Annotated in this window: 2 protein-coding genes and 1 pseudogene; all 3 read right to left on the bottom strand. The window is 75.1% G+C overall.

What is annotated here, in order from left to right; all coding sequences use genetic code 11:
- A partial coding sequence (locus F3J18_RS37290) for an Hpt domain-containing protein (protein WP_240156523.1) occupies window positions 1-556 on the bottom strand: 556 nt, incomplete at its 3' end.
- A complete protein-coding gene (locus F3J18_RS37285) occupies window positions 553-1,257 on the bottom strand; it encodes a chemotaxis protein CheW (RefSeq protein WP_166917168.1) in 705 nt (234 codons plus the stop codon). The genes F3J18_RS37285 and F3J18_RS37290, both read right to left, overlap by 4 nt.
- Window positions 1,241-1,600, bottom strand: a pseudogene (locus F3J18_RS37280) (MCP methyltransferase); the annotation flags it as partial. The gene F3J18_RS37285 and the pseudogene F3J18_RS37280, both read right to left, overlap by 17 nt.

The raw sequence follows: 1,600 nt of genomic DNA, 5'->3' as shown, positions 1-1,600 counted from the left end.
CGAGCGACGGCTCCAGCGGCAGCCGGACGTCGTGCTTGGCGAGCGCCTCGTCGGGCAGCGGCTCGGACAATCGCAACTGCGCGGCCAGCTCGTCGAGCGAGAGCGGCGCCGCCGGCGCCGGCGCCGACACGGCGGCGCGCCCCGCCTCACCGCCCTCGCCTGCCTCGCCGGCATTCGCCAGCGCGACCGCGAAGGCGTCGATCTCGATCGGCGTCACGGAAGCGGCCGTGCCCGGGTCGCCGACGCGCACCAGCAGGTCCACGCCGGTCAGCAGCGCATCGATATGGCTGGCGCCCAGCACCTGCTCACCGCGCTGCGCGGCGACGAAGCATTCCTCCATGCGCCCCGCGATCTCGACGCCCTGCGGCACGCCGACGATGCGCGCGGCGCCCTTGAGCGAATGCGCGGCGCGCATGCAGGCCTCGAACGCGGCGGCATCCTGGACGCCTTGCTCCAGCGCGAGCAGGTGCCGCGACAGCGCCTCGGTCTGGGTCTGGGTTTCCTCGCGGAACAGGTCGAGCAGCGACTGCCGGCTCAGGTCGTCGTCATGGCTCATCTGAGGCTCCGCAACAGCGAATCGAACAGCCGGTCCTCGTCGAGCAGGCCGACCACGCGCTCGCGCCAGCCGAACACGCAGCGCGTATGCGTCACGCCGGCGCGCGCGACGGTGGCCGGCGGCGGCACGCGATCGGCGGCGGCGAAGCGCAGCACGCCCTCCACCTCGTCGACCGGGAACACCACCGGCTCGCCGCGATGGGCCACCACCAGCATGCGCGTGAAGGCCGCGCGCGGGCCCTCGGCGGCACGCCCGGCAGCAGCGTCGAGATCGAGCAGGCGGGCCAGCGAGACCGCGATGCGCAGCGTGCCGCGCACGTTGACCACGCCCAGCACGGCGCGGCTGCGCCGGTCGGGCAGCGAATGGATCGGCCGGTCGTCGACGATCTGCCGGACCGTCGAGGTGGGCAGCGCGAGCCATTCGTCGGCCACGCGAAACGCCAGCACCGACTGGCCCTCACCGTGCTCGCCGGCTGTCGCGGCGGCGGGCGAGGCCGCCACCCGCCGCGCGGCCTGCGCGAGATCCTCGCCCGACAGCGGCCGGTCCAGCAGGTGCGCCGCGTGGCGCGCGAACACCGGGCAGTTGAGGCAGCGCTGCACCTCGGCCAGCCGCTCGCAGGACTGGTCGCCGCGCACGCCGATGCGGTTCCAGCAATCGTCGATCGCGTCGATGTCGACCACGCCGTCAGCGACGTCGCGCATGATCGCGTCCTCCCGTGTCCTTGCCGACGGCCTGGGCCTCGGCGCGGCGCGCGCGCTCCTTCAGCCAGCGCGCGCCGTCGTGGTCGCCGGCGATGTCGAGCAGCGTCGCCAGGTGGGTCAGCGCCTCGCGGTGGGTGGGCGCCAGGTAGAGCGCCTTGCGGTAGTGCTCGGCGGCCACCGGCAGCCCCTGCGCGTCGGCGATCAGGCCGAGCAGGTAGTAGGCCTCGGCGCTCGGGCCCGCCGCGCTCATCGCCTCGAGCACGGCGCGCTCGGCGGCCGCGAAGTCGCCGGCATCGGCACGGGCGCGGGCTGTCTCGAGCGCCTCGGCGCCGGTGACGGCGGG

The organism is Burkholderia sp. Ax-1720, assembly GCF_011753035.1.
Classification (GTDB): domain Bacteria; phylum Pseudomonadota; class Gammaproteobacteria; order Burkholderiales; family Burkholderiaceae; genus Burkholderia; species Burkholderia gladioli.
Note: the sequence above shows the minus strand (reverse complement) of the source record. Positions and strands in the feature narration are given on the sequence as shown.

What these genes read in the sequence shown, in the direction of transcription:
- F3J18_RS37285 (WP_166917168.1), bottom strand. Translation starts at nt 1,257, where the DNA reads ATGCGCGACGTCGCTGACGGCGTGGTCGACATCGACGCGATCGACGAT.